Below are 17,541 nucleotides of genomic sequence, written 5' to 3'. Positions count from 1 at the left end.
AAATTGTAATTAAACAAGTAAATGGTGGTGCGAGATGGATATAAAAATTCAGACAGTGAATAGTAAATGGAAACTATTCAGCCTTATCAATGATAAAGGAATGGAAGTACAATTTTTAAACTATGGTGGAATAATCACAAAAATTTTAGTTCCAGATAAGAATAGCAACATAGCAAATATTGTTTTAGGCTATCCAGACTACAAAGATTATGAGTCAGATCAAAATTTCTTTGGTGCAATAATTGGTCCCGTTGCAGGCAGGATTGAAGGAGCTGAATTTCCGCTTGATGAAGAAAAATTTAATTTGGAAAAGAATGATGGCAACCATCATTTACATGGTGGAACAGATTCATTCCATCGTATTGTATGGAAGTCTGAAAGTTTTAAAACAGATCATAGTGTAGGTGTGACTCTAAGCTATTTAAGAAAAGATGGAGAAAATGGTTATCCAGGAAATTTGGATGTATCGGTTACGTATACACTGACGAATAATAACCAATTTATAATTGATTATTGGGCAACTACAGATAAAAAAACTCCAGTAACGTTAACGAACCATTCCTATTTTAATTTATCAGGAAATCTAGATAGTACTATCCATAATCATCGATTATTCATAGATAGTTGCAAATTTCTTGAGCTTGATAAGGAACTAATCCCTACCGGTAAAATAAAGGATGCAATAAATACAAACTTTGATCTTAGAAATGGAAGACGAATTAGTGAGGGAATAACCTCTCAAACAGCGCAAAATAAAATTGTGGGTAACGGTTATGATCATTACTTTATATTCGATAATGATAAAAAAGAGAATGTTGTTGTTAAAGAAGAAATGAGCGGTAGAATTCTTAAGATTAAAACTAATCAACCTGGTATGGTTTTATATACAGGCCAGAATTTAATAGAGGGTCTTGAATTATCGGGAGGTACATCAAAAAAATATTCAGGAGTGTGTTTTGAGACACAATCATCGGCAGCATTGTTACATCATCGAGAGTTACCATCAATCATATTAGAGGCTGGCGAAACATATGAAAAACAAACATTATTTTCATTTGATATAGAATAATAAACAGGTATATATCCTTCAAGTTGAATCAAGCTTAAAAACAATTAGTGAGCGATATATGAATTTTGGCTTTACGTCAAATGGTGTGGATGAGTTAATTTTGGTTAAAATAAAAGCTGATTTAGTCAGCGTGAGATAAATAACTCACGCTGTTTTTTCGCTTTAAAATTAATTAAAATAGGGCATTTAAAGTTCTGGAAATACAGTTGTTTTTATTTTTCTATGCAAAAATAGGTGTGAATGAATTTCTTCATCCACACCAAAAATTATACAGTAATTCATTTGCAGCAGTCGAAGGAGAGCATTTTTTTGCAATCCTAAAGTTTGCCGAAAAAGCTTCTTGTAAAATGATATTTCCTAATTAACTAGATTCAATAGGTAACTAGAGCTTTAGTTACAAGTTGTAATCCGTAAAGTAGAGTACTTTTAATTGAATGAACTTACGGTTCTATTCTTTAACAATAACAAAATTTCCGGAATTTTTATGTTAAAGAACTTTTTATATAAATTACTTTGGGGGCAATATGTAGCAATAAAATCAGCAATACTCATACTTAGATTTTTAGTGAATTTATTAAGAAAGGGGTGGGAAAGGAGTGTTTAGGACCAAGTGTTTTAACGCACCTTATCTCTAATTTGGCTAAAGCCACAAGAGCTAGAGCAACTAATAAGCACAGCATGGCCACAGACCATCGAGCTAGAAGCACTGTAGGCTAAAAAACCTAAGCATATCATGTCTGTACATAGCTGAAGTAACTACAGGCATGACAAAGTGGAAGTTGGGTATGCTTTTGGGAGCACGTTTTAGAATAGTCATTTGGATATATGAAAGGGACAGGTAGGCTTTGTCGCAACCCTTATTACCGTTACTATCAAATAAATAAATAAATGAATTAAATCATCAAATGATAGAGAAAAATTACTTTTAATTAGCCAAAATTGAGTAACCATCGATTTTTACGCTTCTTTCATATAGGCCATAGTATAAAAATCTATTCATACTAATACCAGAATAAATACTGATATTAGTATTTACACTAACAAAGCCATCTTTTCTTGAAAAAGTACTTTCTGAAAGAGCTGTTCATCTTTTTGGAATAGAAGTAAGTTATAAATTATTATGTGTAGATAAGCTTCTGATATTCTTTTTTACAGAATATCGTCATATATTGGAAATGAAAGGGTTGACAACTTATATATATAAGATTATAGTTGAACCAATTAGTTAGTTAGTTAACAAAACAAACGAACTGGTTAGCGAGGTTAGAATTAGCTGAACAAAAATTAGGAGGTCAATTGATTATGACATATTTTCCAGCGATTAATAAAATTCAATACGAAGGACCAGAATCAACAAATCCTTTCGCATTCCGTTATTACAATCCGGAAGAAGTAGTACTAGGAAAAACTATGAAAGAACAATTGCGTTTCTCAGTAGCTTATTGGCATACATTTACAGATGATGGGTCAGATCCTTTTGGTAAAGGCGTCAATCAAAGAGATTGGTTAACGGATGACCCAATGGAAACGGCAAAAAACAGAGTAGAAGCATCGTTTGAATTTTTTGGAAAATTAGGAGTTGAGTATTTCTGTTTTCATGATATGGATGTTGCACCTTTTGGAGAATCACTAGAAGATTTTTTTGCTAACTTGGATACAATTACTAATCTTATTCAAGAAAAAATGGATCAAACAGGAATCAAATTGTTATGGAATACAGCTGACAGACATTCTAATCCAATTTATGTACATGGTGCTGCTTCAAGCTCTAATGCAGATGTTTACGCTGTGTCAGCTGCACAAGTGAAAAAAGGGATTGATATCAGTAAAAAGTTAGGCGGAAAAAATTTCGTTTTCTGGGGTGGACGTGAAGGTTACGAAAATCTAATCAATACAAATATGAAATTAGAAGAAGAAAATATTGCTCGTCTTTACCATATGGCAATTGATTATTCAAATAAAATTGGTCATGAAGAGCTAGTGTTCTTACTAGAACCTAAACCAAAAGAACCAATGAAACACCAATACGATTTTGATGCAGCAACAAGTATGGCATTCTTACAAAAATACGATTTAACTGATCGTTTCAAATTGAATTTAGAAGCAAACCATGCAACTTTGGCTGGTCATACATTTGAACACGAAATGAATGTAGCTCGTAACTACAACGCTTTAGGATCACTTGATGCGAACCAAGGAGATATGCTTTTAGGATGGGATACAGATGAATTCCCAACAGATGTTTATTCAGTAACCTTAGCTATGGTTGAATTTTTAGAAAACGGCGGAATTGAACCTGGAGGAATCAACTTTGACGCAAAAGTACGCCGAACATCATTTGAAATGGAAGATTTATTCTTAGCACATATTGCAGGAATGGATACTTTTGCTAGAGGATTAAAAGCAGCTGCTAAAATAAAAGAAACGCGCTTCTTAGATGAACTAAAAGAAAAACGTTATGCAAGTTATGAAACAGGTATTGGTTCAGATATTCTATCTGGGAAAGCAGATTTAGAAACATTGACAAGTTATGCATTAGAACATAATGACGTTAAAAATGAATCATCTCATATTGAGTATATTAAATCGAAATTAAATGACTACTTGGTTTAGTAAATGATAATAGAGAGGGGTAAGGTATTAGTATTACTAATCCGGTATTAAAAGGTTTTAATGCAGACCCTTCAATTGCTAGGGTAGACGATACGTATTTTATTGCAAACTTAACATTTGTTTGCTGAAGTAGAGATTTTAAATTAGTTTAAGGGCAAGATATTTATAAAACGTTTGGATACTATTATATTTTCGCTGTAGAATGGGGGACTTTTTACACGAATTAAGAAATTTTAATAATAAAGTCCTAAAAATGATAGACGTTGAATAGTTTTGATAATGCTTGTGAAATAAGTTCATCACTTTTATTTATATGACAAAAGATAGGAGAAATTAAAATGAAAAATTATGATTCTAAAGATTATTTGAAAAAAGTTGATGCTTTCTGGCGTGCAGCCAATTATCTCTCTGTTGGCCAATTATATCTAAGAGATAATCCTTTGCTGCAAAGGCCCCTCAAATCAACTGATGTGAAAGCGCATCCGATTGGACATTGGGGAACGATTTCTGGCCAAAACTTTATTTATGCTCACTTAAATCGCGTTATTAATAAATATGACTTGAACATGTTCTATATCGAAGGTCCTGGTCATGGCGGTCAAGTAATGATATCTAATGCTTACCTAGACGGTAGTTATACTGAGATTTATCCTGATATTACTGAAAATAAAGAAGGAATGAAAAAACTATTCAAACAATTTTCATCTCCTGGGGGAGTTGCTTCTCATGCTGCTCCAGAAACACCGGGTTCTATCCATGAAGGAGGCGAACTTGGTTACTCTCTATCACATGCAACGGGTGCTATTTTAGATAACCCTGATGTAATTGCTGCGACAGTTATTGGTGACGGAGAAGCTGAAACTGGTCCATTAGCAGCTGGTTGGTTCTCTAATAATTTTATTAATCCAGTCAATGATGGTGCTGTACTACCGATTCTTTACTTAAATGGTGGTAAAATTTCAAATCCAACGATTTTAGCACGTAAGAGTAATGAAGATTTAAAAAAATATTTTGAAGGTATGGGATGGAAACCTTATTTTGTTGAAGGTACTGATCCTGAAAAAGTTCATCCTGTCATGGCTAATACTTTAGATGTTGTAATTGAAGAAATCAGGTCAATCCAAAATGAAGCCCGTAAAGGTAAGGCCGAAGATGTGGAGATGCCTCATTGGCCAGTCATGATTATTCGTACACCAAAGGGATGGACTGGTCCAAAAGAATGGGACAATAAAAAAATTGAAGGAACATTTCGTGCCCATCAAGTGCCGATTCCTGTGGATGCTGAGCATATGGAATATGTCAATAAACTGGTTGATTGGTTGAAATCGTATCGTCCAGAAGAGTTATTTACTGAAAATGGTAAATTAATTGATGATTTAAAAGAACTTACACCAAAAGGAAATAAACGGATGGCAACAAATCCAATCACAAACGGAGGAATAAATGCTAAAGCCTTGATTATTCCTAATTGGAAACAGCATGCAATCGATACAACTATACCTGGTGCAGTAATAGCGCAAGATATGGATGTCTTTGGTGAACAAGCTCGCGATTTAATCGTAAAGAATCCTAATAATTTCCGTATTTTTGGTCCTGATGAAACTAAATCAAACCGTTTGGATAAAATCTTTGAAGTAACTAATCGTCAGTGGTTAGAATCTAAAGAGCTAACTGATGAATGGCAATCTTCAGCTGGCCGGGTTATCGATGGACAACTTTCTGAACATCAAGCTGAGGGATTTCTGGAAGGCTATGTATTAACAGGACGTCATGGCTTCTTTGCAAGCTATGAGTCATTCTTACGTGTAGTTGATTCAATGTTGACTCAACACTTTAAATGGTTACGTAAAGCAACAGACCAGAAATGGAGAAATAACTATCCATCGTTGAATGTAATTGCTACATCAACTGTGTTTCAACAAGACCACAATGGTTATACTCACCAAGATCCAGGTATATTAACACATTTAGCTGAGAAAAAACCTGAATTTATTCGTGAATATTTACCAGCTGATGCTAACAGTTTAATGGCAGTTATGGACAAAACCTTACAGGAAGAACAATTAATCAATTTGATTATTTCAAGTAAACATCCAAGACCACAATTCTATTCAGTTGAAGAAGCAGAAATATTAGTTAAAGATGGTCTTAAAATTATTGATTGGGCATCAACAGATAATGATAGTGAACCAGATTTAGTAATAGCAGCAGCTGGAACAGAACCTAATTTAGAAGCCTTAGCAGCGATGTCTATCTTGCACAAAGCTTTTCCTGAGTTAAAGATTCGTTTTATCAATATTGTAGATATTCTAAAATTACGTCATCCTGATATTGATTCTCGTGGGTTGACTGATGAAAAATTTGATAGTTACTTTACAAAAGAACAACCTATAATTTTTGCCTTCCATGGTTTTGAAGGTCTGATTCGTGATATTTTTTTCAATCGTCACAATCACAATCTACGTATTCATGGGTATCGTGAAAATGGCGATATCACAACACCATTTGATATGCGTGTTTTAAATGAAATGGATCGCTTCCACTTAGCAAAAGATGCAGCTAAGGCAGTTTATGGATTGAAAGCTAATAAATTTATGCAAGAAATGGAGAATACGGTGAATTTCCACCACCAATATATTCGCGAAAATGGTATAGATATACCTGAAGTTATAAATTGGAAATGGGAAAAAATCTAAAAAGTGATTTGAATGTGTTGTAACTATAACGACGTACTGTAATAAAGGTTAATCTTTAAGCGCTGCCTATCAAAGATATACAAATGAAGAAAAAGGTCATGCCAATATTTAAAGAGCGTAAAATAGAATAGTAAATGGACAAGTCTTCCCTTAATGGCATAGAATTGTCCATTTATTGTTATGTTAGTTGTTCTCATCATTATCAGAAAATATTCGAGGGTTTATTAACTTTATTCATGGATTTCGGCTATTCGCTTTCTATTTATTAAAACCTAAGAAGAGTCAACCAATAATAAATGGTTCGTTCTTCGATTTAAAAGAGAGGTAAACGTTGCTAAAATAATTGGAAGGGATTGCTTTTTCAAAAGGATTCTTGGTTTTTAATGAAAGAAAAGGCTGAAAAAATTATTTTTGTGTGATATGAAGAAAAAAAATAAAGAATGGATGCAGATATAGGCTAATGTTTTTAATGAAACTATCGTAACTATGACAACTGAACAAGAACTAGTAATGATAGCTGATGTAGAAGTATGTTGGTTTACTGACTTAGAAAAATGTGCATCAGAAGTTGTCTCTTATCTTATAAAGAAGCGATTCACTCTATACCGGAAAACTTTGGAAAGTACAAAGCTTATTATAAAAGTATCAGGAAATTTATCTGGCTACCAAATGTTTTTTCCATTAAATGTCATCTGAAGAATTATAGTTCTAAAATAATACTATTATTAGCTTAAGCTATATAAGGTTTAAAAATTAAAAAGCAACTACGTATCTCTCCTGTTGTAATGGTACCGCTCCCTTTCGCACTATAGGTAATAGTGCTGAATGAGTAGAGCAGTTAAATTAAACAGGAGAGATGTTTATATGTATTTAAGATAAACGTAGTTACTAAGTTAACAATAGAGCAAAACAAAAAGGGGACAATTATGATGGAAAATATTCAAAAAAATATTGATCGCATAGAATATACTGGAGCAGAAAGAGCAAGAGGTTTAACACCGAAATTAAAACTATCTGAGAAACTTATTTTTGGATTTGGAGATTTTGGTTCCAACTTTAGCTGGACATTTATTGCTTCCTTTATAACAATTTATATGACAGATACAGTTGGCGTTAGCGCTGGAATTATTGGTTCAATCCTCTTGTTTGCCCGTATTTTTGATGGAGTTTCAGATGTTTTTATGGGGACGATTATTGATAATACTAATACAAAAATGGGTAAAGCTAAACCATGGATTTTTTGGACTGCACCTATACTAGGTATATTATCAGTTTTGTTATTTAATGTTCCAGATATTGGTCAAACAGGTAAAGTTATCTATATATTTATTATCTATATATTAATTTCAGCAATTTTTTATACCGCAAATAACGTTGCTTACGCATCATTAATTTCATTTATGACAAATGATGAAAATGATCGAACATCATTAGGAAGCATTCGCTTTATTTTTGCAAATGCAGCAATGTTATTTATTAGTGCATTCACAACTGTTTTAGTAACTTCTTTTGGTGGTGGACAACAAGGTTGGTCATTTATAGCTATACTTTATGGATTGCTTTGTGCAATTCCATTAATGATTACTGGATTTTTTGTGAAGGAAAGAAATGTTGTTGAGAAGCAAACTGATAAACAAAAAATTCCTTTTATGACAACTATGAAAGCGTTATTATATAATAAATATTTCAATATCACTTTACTATTGTACTTTTTATGGTATTTAAGACAAACAGAGAATGCATCAAGAATTTATTATGCCTCTTATGTTTTTAAAGATGCAGATTTAATGGGTATTTTAAGTGCAGCAGCTTTGGTTCCAGTGATTATTGGATTATTATTTGCTCCATATATTATAGGGAAACTAGGACTACAAAGAAGCGTTATTTCTGGTTTGGTAATTTCATTAATTGGTTATATTATTATGGCTATTTTTTCTGAAAACCTTCTAGGATTTTTAGTAGGAGCAGTGATTAACGGATTTGGTCTAGCACCTTTACAAGCTGGCTTAACAACATTTGTTGCGGATATTGGAGATATAGTCTATTGGAAATCAGGCATTCCAGTTCAGGGTTCTGTTTTTAGTATCACTAGTGCAGGAATGAAAATAGGACAAGGTATAACAGCTGCTTTAGTAGGTTGGTCTTTACAATTTGGTGGGTATCTCGCGAATACTGCGGTTCAGCCGGATAGTTCTATATTTGCAATAAAAGCGGTAACGATTTACTTCCCATTAGTTATCGTTATTAGTCTTATTATTGTTGTTTTATTTCTGAATTATGAAAAAATAATGCCGAAAATCAGAAGTGATATAAGTAATGGACATGTTGGTAACAATTAATAGAACTAAACCATCAAATTAAAAGAGAAAGGCACACTTTAATTGTGCTGGTACTCTAATTATCGAGGACGTATTACATGATACTTTTTCTTTATTCCTTTATACTAAGTGGTGCAATGATTCATAGAAAGGATGAAAGTAAGATGACAAAAATTGAGAAATTCGAATTAAATGATGGAACAAGTTTACCGGTTATTGGATTTGGAACGGTAAATATCCAAGGAGCTACAGGTGTAAATAGTGTTCTCACAGCAATTGATGCGGGCTATCGACTTATCGATACTTCAACCAACTATATGAATGAAGGAATGGTAGGAGAAGCAATTCGACGTTCATCTGTTCCACGTGAAGAGTTAATGATCAATTCAAAACTACCAGGAAAAGCACATGAATACGATAAGGCAATCAAGATGATTCAAGAATCTTTATATCGTATCGGTATTGATTCCTTTGATAAATATTTGATTCACTGGCCATTGCCTAAACAAGATAAATATGAGGAAGCGTGGCAAGCATTAGTAGATGCACAAAAATTTGGTCTGATTAAAACAATAGGTGTATCAAACTTTCTACCAGAACATCTAGAGCGAATCATCGAAAAGACAGGGGTAACGCCTGCTACCAATCAAATTGAACGCCATCCATACTTTAATAACAATGATTTAGTTAAAGCAAACAAAGAACTAGGTATTTTAACAGAAGCATGGAGTCCATTTGGTCGTGAAATTAATGATGTACTGGAAAATGAAACAATTGTTGCGATTGCTAAAAAATATGATAAAGAACCAGCACAAATTATTCTACGTTGGAATTTACAAAATGGCGTTATGCCAATTGTAAAAGCTTCTTTTTTTAATCACCAAAAAGCTAATTTAGATGTGTTTGATTTTGAATTGTCAAAAGAAGATATTCAGAAAATTGATAGCTTAGATAAAGGTGAAGAGGGTAGAGTAGAAGGCCAACATCCAAATGAATACGAAGAGTTTGATTAAATAAGCTTTGGATTGGAGAAGTGAAAGGAAGAAAAACTTATGGTAAAGACTTTTTATCCCAAAGAAAATCAACCATTTCCTAACAATCCATTACCTGTTCTATACTATCCTAAAGTAGTAGCTAATTTATTAAATGAACCTGATCCAGCACAGAGTGTGCTGGATCTATTTGAAAAAAATGATTATACAAATGGATGGGTAAATGGTATTTTTTCTTATCATCATTTTCATTCCAATACTCATGAAGTATTGGCTTGTATTGCTGGTAAAGCAACTGTGCAACTTGGCGGTCCTGATACACAGCCCTATTCCTTTTCTGAAGGGGATGTTCTACTTCTCCCAGCAGGTGTAGCACACAAAAAAGTAGCTGCAAGTCAGGACTTTAAAATTGTTGGTGCGTATCCTGAAGGTCTGGAACCCGATATGCAAAAAGGTAAAGCAGCAAATTACGAAAGCATCAAACAAGCGATTACGTCTGTTCAACTTCCTAAGAAAGATCCAGTTGAAGGAGCAAATGGAGCAGTAGCGAACCATTGGGTATAATAGAATAATTTGAATCTTAACTTATTGAGTGGAATAGATGCTTATAAGAAAAGGAGCTGTAATAGATGAGTAAAGTTATTACTATTGAAACAACAATCAATCGTCCCATAGAAACGGTCTGGGAAACGTGGAATGAACCAAGGCACATTGTTCATTGGGGTTTTGCATCAGATGACTGGCATGTACCAGCTGCACAAAATGATTTAAGCGTAAACGGCACCTTTAATTATCGTATGGAAGCTAAAGATGGTAGTGAAGGTTTTGATTTTAGTGGAGTTTATACAGAAATAGTGCCAAATAAACGAATTGCCTATGTTTTAGGAGATGGAAGAAGAGTATCTATCGAATTTACTGAAACAGGAAATGCTACTAAAATAAATCAATCTTTTGAAGCTGAAAACGAATATCCACCAGAATATCAAAAAGAAGGTTGGCAAAGCATCTTAAATAATTTTAAAAACTATACTGAAACAGTTTAGAAATAAGCTGGAAAATATCTTGGTAAACTTAACTCTAAAATAAATTTAAACGCTCTTTAAAAGAGACACGATAAAAAGTGAACTCTTAGAAGAGTGTTTTTTTTTGAAGGGATTTTGCTTAACTAGTTGGAAATATGCTACACTAGAATATAAAGCAGTTTCAGTCAATGATTCGATAATAAGTGGACATGACTAGTTAATGAAATAGTTAGGGAGGAAACGTATAATGAAAGGGTATTCAAAAAAGTCGCGTAAAATGGATTATCAGTTATCTTTAGTAGCTTTTTCCCATGTAAAGGGACAAGTGGCAGAATTAGAGTTCCATTCTCACCAACAATATGAATTATATTTTTTTCATGGAGGAGAATGCAAATATTTGATTAACAATCAGATATACGATTTGAACCCTGGAGATATGCTGTTTTTAGATGGTTTAGATTTGCATAAAGCACACGTAACAGGTAATAAAGAGTTGTACGAAAGAAGCATGATTCATTTTTCACCAGAATGGATTTTACCTGTATTAAAAGAATTGGATGCGCTTTTTTTGTTTGATGCATTTAAACAATTGCGTCATGGGCTATTTCATACTCAGGTTACAGAAGAAAGCTGTGAAATTGAAGAACTGATCACTAAATTATCGCGGTTGTCTCAAACAACTGAAGTAAACATGGAAATAGCAGCAGAGGCAGAAGCGAAGATATTGTTGATCCAGTTACTTTTTAAGGTGCATCAATTAGATAAAACCACATTGGTGGAATTGAATGAAGTTAAGAATGGCAAATATTTGTATGCAGAAAAAATTGCGTCTTACCTGCAAAAGCATTTTAAAGAAATCATTTCGATAGAAGATATCTCAAAAGAGTTAAATTTAAGTTCTTCCTACATTTCACATACGTTTAAATATTCTACTGGTTATACAGTCATGCAGTATTTGATGGAGTATCGTTTGATACAAGCGAAATACCTGATTGAAGTTGTAGGGGAGAATAAAACGATCAAAGATATCTCAAGGGAATGTGGTTTCGAAAGTGATGCACACTTTAATCGTTTCTTCAAAAAGAAAATAGGAGCGACACCTAACGAATACAGAAAAAAACAATTAGATAAATATAGAAAAAAGATAGGAGAATGACAAATGGCTCACAAAGTTAAATTAGGAATAATTGGTTTCGGAACACAAGGATCGATGTATGCAAAATTTATTAAAGACGGTATGGTTCCAAATATGGAAATTGGTGCGATTTGTGACATTGATATGAGTAAAAAAGACGTTGCAAAAGTAGCTTATCCAGAGGTTCCTTTCTATGAAGATTACATTGAAATGATGGAAAGTGGAAAAATTGATGCAGTTATCACTGCCGTTCCCCATTACCTTCACCCAGAAATGGGAATTGCAGCTTTAAAGCATGACATCCATGCGTTAGTTGAAAAACCTGCAGGGGTTTATACAGCACAAGTTAAAGAATTAAATGACTACGCAGTAACAAAACCTGAGTTAACTTTTGGCATTATGTTTAATCAGCGCAATAATCCTTTATATAAAAAGTTAAAGGAAATTATGGATAATGGTGAAATAGGTAAAGTGCGACACACAAGCTGGATCATCACTACATGGTGGAGACCACAACCTTACTATGATCAAAGTGAATGGAGAGCAACTTGGGGCGGAGAAGGTGGCGGAGTTTTAGTCAATCAAGCACCTCATCAGCTAGACTTATGGCAATGGATTTGCGGAGTTCCTGAGTCTGTTTATTCAAAAGTGGCTTATGGATTTAAACGCAATATTGCAGTTGAAGATGAAGTGACAGCAGTTGTAGACTATGGAAATGGAGCAACAGGTGTATTTGTCACTGCAACTCACGATATTATTGGAACAGATCGTTTTGAAATTTTAGGCGATAAAGGAAAAATTGTTGTTGAAGATAGTTTGACAGCGACAGTAACTCGTCTAAAAAAAGAAGAAACAGAATTAAGTGAAAATATGGATATGGAAGACGTGGCTAAATTATTTATGGGTCAAATGAATGTTGAAGAGTTATACACAACAGAAACGATTAAATTTGACAGTCCTTGGGGCGAGCAACATTCAGGAGTCTTGGAAAACTTTGCAGCGAATATTTTGGATGGCACACCATTACTAGCGCCTGGTTCTGACGGAATCAAGGGAGTTCGGTTAGCGAATGCTATCCATTTATCAAGTTGGACAGGTGAAGAAGTTTCATTGGCTGATATGGATGAAGACTTGTATCTTGAAGAGTTAAATAAACGCATCAAAGAAGAGGGCAAGTTTGCTGAAATAAAATCGAATGTAAGCAATTCTATTGTCTAAAAGAATCAATGACAAGGAGAGAATATCTATGTTGAGGGTTGGTTTAATTGGATTAGGAGAAGTTTCAGCGATACACGTAAATGCTATTAATGCTAGTGAATATGGTGAATTAGTAGCGGTATGTGATGTTGATCCAGATAAAAAAAGTGAATGGATGGAATTTCCTTTCTTTAGTGATATGGAATCAATGTTGCAAAAGATGGAATTGGATGTGGTACACATTTGTCTACCTCATTATTTACATCAGCCGGCTACAGCTTTATGTGTAGAGTATGGGGCTCACGTGTACTTGGAGAAACCATTAGCTATCAATTATGAAGAGTCCCTAAAACAGTTAGAGCTAGCTGAAAGCACAGATCGGAAAATCTGCGTAAGTTTTCAAAATCGTTTTAATAGAAGTTTTATGAAGCTATTGGATATTCTTAAAAATGAGGATGTTGGAGAAATTACTTCGATAAAAGGTTTGGTCACATGGTTCCGACCAGAAAGTTATTATACATCTAAGCCATGGCGTGGACGTAAATTAGAAGCAGGCTATGGTTCAATTATTAATCAATCGATTCATACATTAGATTTGATTCAGCTAATTGGTGGTGAGCTAAAAAGCTGTAAGGCTTCACTATCTAATTTGACAGATTATGCTATTGAGGTAGAAGACACAGCTAGTGCTACATTCACTTTCAAATCAGGAGTGAAGGCATTCTTTCATGGGACCAATGCCTACACAGAAAATTCTTCAGTGGAACTACAAGTCATTACTGAAAAAGAAAAATTCACAATCAAAGACAGTCGCTTGTATTTTACGAATGAGGACGGACGAAAAGAAGTAATAGTAGAAGATGATCGTATTCCAGGTTCAAAATTTTACTATGGAATGGGTCATCGGATTTTGGTTGAACGTTTCTACAAGAGCATTAGTGAAAATACAGAAGACTATGTCCATGTGAGGGAAGCAATTCCTGCAATGGAAATGATTGAAATGATGGATCGCTCATCAAAAAACACTGGAAATGCACAACGAGTGAAAAGGGAGGAACTATTACATGACACAACAAGTGAAAATCGGGGCACAAGGGTACACACTGAAGAAGCAGTTCAGTGAATTAGGACCTTATGAAACATTAAAAAGAGTAAGCGAACTAGGGTACAATGCGGTGGAAATTTCTCAAGTGGATATGACCCCAGAAAATGTTGCAGAAATCAAACGTGCTTCTGAGGAATTCGGAATGGAAATTGCTTCTTTATCAGCAGGATTGAAACCAATGATGGAAGGACAAGAATCTTTGTCTACTCATTTGGATAAAATTATTGCAGATTGTAAAGCATTGAACGCAGATATCGTCCGTATTGGTATGCTGCCATTTGAAGCAATGGCGTCTTTAGACAAAGTATTGGAATTTTGTCATGAAGCGAACGCGGTAGCCGAAAAAATGAAAGAACAAGGAATCAAATTGTATTACCACAACCACCATATTGAATTTGTAAAATACGATGGGCGTTACTTGTTAGATATTATCCGTGATGAAGCACCATTATTAGGCTTTGAATTGGATGTTCATTGGGTACAACGTGGTGGACGTAATCCGGTAGAAGTCTTAAAAGAATACGCTGGAAAAGTGGATTTAGTTCACTTGAAAGATTACCGTGTGGTTCCAATTCCACAAGAAGCGGTAGATGAGATACTAAAAGGAAACGCCGGAGACTTCATGCATGCCTTCACGAACAATATCGAATTTGCTGAATTGGGGCAAGGGACATTAGACTTACCAGCGATTATCGAACAAAGCATTGTAAGTGGTGCACATTACTTATTGGTAGAGCAAGATGACCAATATGGACGCAATCCGTTTGAATGCTTGGCAGAATCTCGTGACTACTTGAAAGAAATAGGATATGCAGAATTGTTTTAACAAACTAACTAAGGAGACTAGGGATTGATTCCTAGCTCTCTTTTCTATTGAGTGATGAATGAAAGGAAGAGAACTAAATGGCTAGTAAAGACGGCATGAACTATGCTCCAAAAGGAAAAATCAATCGTGTAGTAAAAGAAGGCGAATTCAACTTTGCTACAGCAGCTTTAGATCACGGGCACATTAATGGAATGACCAATGGACTATTAGAAGCAGGCGCGACATTAAAGTGGGTATACGATCCAGACGCAGAAAAAGTAGCTGCCTATAAAGAACAATTCCCACAAGTTCAAGTTGCAGACTCACTAGAACAAATTTTAGAAGACCCAGAGATTCATTTAGTTACGGCAGCAGCCATTCCAAATAAACGAAGCGCACTAGGCAACCATGTCATGAGAGCTGGAAAAGATTACTTTACAGACAAGACAGCTTTTACCACAATGGAGCAACTAGAAGAAACAAAGCGCGTTGTAAAAGAAACCGGACAAAAATTTTGGGTGTACTTCAGTGAACGGCTTCATGTTGAAGGGGCTGTATTTGCAGGTCAATTGATTAAAGACGGAACGATTGGCGATGTCATTCAAGTAACTGGTTTTGGTCCACATCGATTAGATAAAGAAGTACGTCCAGATTGGTTTTTCAAAAAAGAACAATATGGTGGAATCTTATGCGACATTGGCAGCCATCAAATTGAACAATTCTTGTATTATACAGGAAATGAAGATGCGGAAGTGTTGCATAGTAAAGTAGCTAATTATGCGAATCAAGACACACCTGAATTAGAAGATTACGGTGATGCTACTTTACTTGGAGCAAATGGGGCTACCTTTACGTTTAAAGTCGATTGGTTTACTCCAGATGGCTTGAACACTTGGGGAGATGGCCGTGTATTTATTACTGGAACAAAAGGAACAATCGAAGTTCGTAAATATATCGATGTAGCTCGTGAAGAATCAGGAGATCATTTGTACCTAGTTACAGCAGATGGGGAAAAACATTATTCCTTAACGGGAGAAGTAGGCTTCCCGTTCTTTGGTGAAATGATCAAAGACTGTATAAATCGGACTGAGGTAGCTATGACACAAGAACATATTTTTAAAGCGCAAGAGTTGTGTTTAATCACGCAAGAAAAAGCAATGATTATCCCAACAAAAAACTAATTTAGCTCCATTTTTATACCAAACCAAAAGCTGCTTCAAAAAACCTTAATGAAGGAATTTTGATGCAGCTTTTGAATTGTATTCTATTTCATTCAAAGTAAAGCGTTAGTGAGTTGATTAAAAGGTTGTGATCGTAAATGCTACTTCTTTTTCTTCGCCTGCGTTTAGTAAAATAATACCTTCTTTTCTTCAAGCGTTCCTACTTCTCCTATAATATCTGGAAGTCCGTAAAACGGTTCAATACAGATAAAAGGTGCATCTATTTGTTCTTTAGTCCATAAACACAAGTAAGGGAATTCTGAAATATCTAACGTTACCCCATGCTTATTATTGGGTGAAGCTAAAGTGACAGTCTCAATTACAGTTTCAACATCATATTCTAATTTAAGTATACTATAGATAACGAATGAAAAGTTGCGGACAGGTTGATTCTACTATATAAATCTAATAATAAAGACTAGCTTAATAGTCTTTAATTGCAGATAAAGACAGAAATCATTATACTTTAGATTGGAAGCATAAAATAAAAGCGTAGTTTATGTGTTACATAATTTATATCATGGCTTGATAAGGAGAAAAAATGGATAAAAAAACAGGGAAATTATTGATTAAAATGGCAAAAAAGAAGAGTAAGTTTTATGAAGGTGTATTTGTAAATCCTATCTTTTGGGAAGTAAATGGAAAACGGTATTATATGGCTGGATTCACTGTAGGAAATACACCAAAAGCTACCGCTTATTTTACAACAGTTGGGGATGAAAAGAGAGAAGAGGCAGAAATTGCCCATTCTTATTTATCGCTTTTTTCAGATACGAGTAATAATATTTTCCGTGTTGGCGGTGAACATTTAAAAATAGATACCGCTTATTATACGAAACCGCTGGAAATCCCAGTAAATTCATCAGAGATTGCTGTAATTGAAGGACACGAATCATTCAAGCATCTATGGGAGGTGCAACAGAAATTCAACCAGCTGACGAATGACTATCACCGTTATCATGATGGATTGTTGCAAAGAGAACAGTTAAGACAAAAAGATATTGATCATAATATCGATATAGTCAATTGGGTCAATCTTTATCAATACGAAACATTGTCTATCTTGGTAGATCAAAATGATAGACTACGAGCATATTTTGATTATTTAGAGACCACAAAAGAATGGAGAAATTTATCACGTGACCAACGTACATTTGTTACCGGGATTACTAAAAATGTTGCTAAAATGCAAGAAAATCTTCGCTCTTTAAATCTTATTGAATCGAACGATCCAGAAAAAATGATTGCATTAAATTTAGAGAAAGCAAAAAGTGATCTTCGCATTGGGATTGAAAAACAAAAAGCATATATTCGCTATCCAAAATAGACAAAGAATTCGGGTGAATGGAACAGAAGGGTATACAGAAAT

General features: G+C 34.4%; 13 protein-coding genes. All 13 read left to right on the top strand.

What is annotated here, in order from left to right:
- Positions 1-34 precede the first annotated feature (34 nt).
- The 13 genes from CAR_RS10650 (at position 35) to CAR_RS10585 (ending at position 17,499) form a co-directional block, all read left to right on the top strand.
- A complete protein-coding gene (locus CAR_RS10650; protein WP_013711741.1) occupies positions 35-1,069 on the top strand; it encodes an aldose epimerase family protein in 1,035 nt (344 codons plus the stop codon).
- A 1,302-nt stretch (positions 1,070-2,371) separates the two neighbouring features.
- Complete coding sequence (gene xylA / locus CAR_RS10645) at positions 2,372-3,682, top strand: xylose isomerase (protein ID WP_013711740.1); 1,311 nt, start codon at positions 2,372-2,374, stop codon at positions 3,680-3,682.
- A gap of 338 nt (positions 3,683-4,020) precedes the next feature.
- Entirely contained in the window at positions 4,021-6,378 is a 2,358-nt protein-coding gene (locus CAR_RS10640) for a phosphoketolase family protein (RefSeq protein WP_013711739.1), read from the top strand.
- 929 nt (positions 6,379-7,307) lie between these two features.
- Positions 7,308-8,717 (top strand): MFS transporter, encoded by a 1,410-nt coding sequence (locus CAR_RS10630; protein WP_148229462.1) that lies wholly within the window; start codon positions 7,308-7,310, stop codon positions 8,715-8,717.
- A 143-nt stretch (positions 8,718-8,860) separates the two neighbouring features.
- Positions 8,861-9,709, top strand: coding sequence for an aldo/keto reductase (locus CAR_RS10625; protein WP_013711737.1), 849 nt, complete (start codon positions 8,861-8,863; stop codon positions 9,707-9,709).
- 39 nt (positions 9,710-9,748) lie between these two features.
- On the top strand, positions 9,749-10,252 hold the full coding sequence (locus CAR_RS10620) for a cupin domain-containing protein (RefSeq protein ID WP_013711736.1): 504 nt from the start codon (positions 9,749-9,751) through the stop codon (positions 10,250-10,252).
- Positions 10,253-10,317: 65 nt separating this feature from the next.
- Positions 10,318-10,731, top strand: coding sequence for an SRPBCC family protein (locus CAR_RS10615; protein WP_013711735.1), 414 nt, complete (start codon positions 10,318-10,320; stop codon positions 10,729-10,731).
- Between the two features lie 226 nt (positions 10,732-10,957).
- On the top strand, positions 10,958-11,866 hold the full coding sequence (locus CAR_RS10610) for an AraC family transcriptional regulator (RefSeq protein ID WP_013711734.1): 909 nt from the start codon (positions 10,958-10,960) through the stop codon (positions 11,864-11,866).
- Positions 11,867-11,869: 3 nt separating this feature from the next.
- The gene (locus tag CAR_RS10605; protein ID WP_013711733.1) at positions 11,870-13,063 is read left to right on the top strand and encodes a Gfo/Idh/MocA family protein; all 1,194 of its coding nucleotides are present in this window, start codon (positions 11,870-11,872) and stop codon (positions 13,061-13,063) included.
- Positions 13,064-13,091: 28 nt separating this feature from the next.
- Positions 13,092-14,165: a Gfo/Idh/MocA family protein gene (locus CAR_RS10600; RefSeq protein WP_013711732.1), complete on the top strand. Its 1,074-nt coding sequence runs from the start codon at positions 13,092-13,094 to the stop codon at positions 14,163-14,165.
- A complete protein-coding gene (locus CAR_RS10595) occupies positions 14,107-14,973 on the top strand; it encodes a sugar phosphate isomerase/epimerase family protein (RefSeq protein WP_041556621.1) in 867 nt (288 codons plus the stop codon). Before CAR_RS10600 ends, CAR_RS10595 begins: the two co-directional genes overlap by 59 nt.
- Positions 14,974-15,050: 77 nt before the next feature.
- On the top strand, positions 15,051-16,133 hold the full coding sequence (locus CAR_RS10590) for a Gfo/Idh/MocA family protein (protein ID WP_013711730.1): 1,083 nt from the start codon (positions 15,051-15,053) through the stop codon (positions 16,131-16,133).
- Positions 16,134-16,713: 580 nt separating this feature from the next.
- Positions 16,714-17,499 (top strand): hypothetical protein, encoded by a 786-nt coding sequence (locus CAR_RS10585; RefSeq protein WP_013711729.1) that lies wholly within the window; start codon positions 16,714-16,716, stop codon positions 17,497-17,499.
- The last annotated feature ends 42 nt before the right edge of the window (positions 17,500-17,541 follow it).

The sequence above is a fragment of the Carnobacterium sp. 17-4 genome, from assembly GCF_000195575.1.
GTDB lineage: Bacteria > Bacillota > Bacilli > Lactobacillales > Carnobacteriaceae > Carnobacterium_B.
The sequence above is the reverse complement of the archived record's forward strand: the minus strand, read 5'-3'. Positions and strand labels throughout refer to the sequence as shown.

Coding starts and splice junctions, on each gene's coding strand:
- CAR_RS10620 (WP_013711736.1), top strand. CDS start 9,749: ATGGTAAAGACTTTTTATCCCAAAGAAAATCAACCATTTCCTAACAAT.
- CAR_RS10615 (WP_013711735.1), top strand. CDS start 10,318: ATGAGTAAAGTTATTACTATTGAAACAACAATCAATCGTCCCATAGAA.
- CAR_RS10650 (WP_013711741.1), top strand. CDS start 35: ATGGATATAAAAATTCAGACAGTGAATAGTAAATGGAAACTATTCAGC.
- CAR_RS10640 (WP_013711739.1), top strand. CDS start 4,021: ATGAAAAATTATGATTCTAAAGATTATTTGAAAAAAGTTGATGCTTTC.
- CAR_RS10610 (WP_013711734.1), top strand. CDS start 10,958: ATGAAAGGGTATTCAAAAAAGTCGCGTAAAATGGATTATCAGTTATCT.
- CAR_RS10595 (WP_041556621.1), top strand. CDS start 14,107: ATGACACAACAAGTGAAAATCGGGGCACAAGGGTACACACTGAAGAAG.
- CAR_RS10630 (WP_148229462.1), top strand. CDS start 7,308: ATGGAAAATATTCAAAAAAATATTGATCGCATAGAATATACTGGAGCA.
- CAR_RS10605 (WP_013711733.1), top strand. CDS start 11,870: ATGGCTCACAAAGTTAAATTAGGAATAATTGGTTTCGGAACACAAGGA.
- CAR_RS10600 (WP_013711732.1), top strand. CDS start 13,092: ATGTTGAGGGTTGGTTTAATTGGATTAGGAGAAGTTTCAGCGATACAC.
- CAR_RS10625 (WP_013711737.1), top strand. CDS start 8,861: ATGACAAAAATTGAGAAATTCGAATTAAATGATGGAACAAGTTTACCG.
- CAR_RS10585 (WP_013711729.1), top strand. CDS start 16,714: ATGGATAAAAAAACAGGGAAATTATTGATTAAAATGGCAAAAAAGAAG.
- CAR_RS10590 (WP_013711730.1), top strand. CDS start 15,051: ATGGCTAGTAAAGACGGCATGAACTATGCTCCAAAAGGAAAAATCAAT.
- xylA (WP_013711740.1), top strand. CDS start 2,372: ATGACATATTTTCCAGCGATTAATAAAATTCAATACGAAGGACCAGAA.